Genomic DNA, 642 nt, shown 5'->3' on the forward strand with positions numbered 1-642 from the left:
GGTGATGATAAATTATTCGGCGATCTGGGCTGGGAGAATCCGAAAGAAAACCGGCCGCAGGATAATGGTAATGACACTATCTATGGTGAAGCAGGTGATGATTATATAGATGGTGGCTATGGCAATGATTACCTTGATGGTGGTACCGGCAACGACACTGTTTTTGGCGGTGGCGGCAATGATGTGATCTATGGTGGAGACGGCAATGATTTCCTCAGCGGCGGTAATGCGATGAATATGAATGATACAGATACGGCCGGTGGTAATGATGTGATTTATGGCGGGGAGGGCGATGATACGATACTTGGCGGCGAAGGCAATGATTTGCTACAAGGCGATGAAGGAAATGATTACCTCAGTGGCGGTAATGGTAACGACCGGCTTTACGGCGGCGACGGGCGCGACTGGCTGCTGGGCGGCAAAGGCAATGATTATCTGAATGGTGGTATAGGTGATGATTTCTTTGTGTTTAATAGTGGTGACGGCGTTACTACGATTGAGGATTACAGTGGGCAGTCGGTAGTGATTGTGGATGTACCACTGGATAATCTGTCCATCAGTGCTTACGAAAAAGGCATTAAGGTAACCAATGGGGTTAATGGGGATGTAATCTATCTGGTTGGCTATTATTTGGATGGACGT

The 642-nt window shown here is 47.7% G+C and carries 1 protein-coding gene; it reads left to right on the plus strand.

Annotation, left to right across the window (positions count from 1 at the left end):
• A partial coding sequence (locus MJ764_RS11370; protein ID WP_275415320.1) for a calcium-binding protein occupies positions 1-642 on the plus strand: 642 nt, incomplete at both ends.

The organism is Snodgrassella gandavensis (assembly GCF_914768025.1).
Lineage (GTDB): Bacteria > Pseudomonadota > Gammaproteobacteria > Burkholderiales > Neisseriaceae > Snodgrassella > Snodgrassella gandavensis.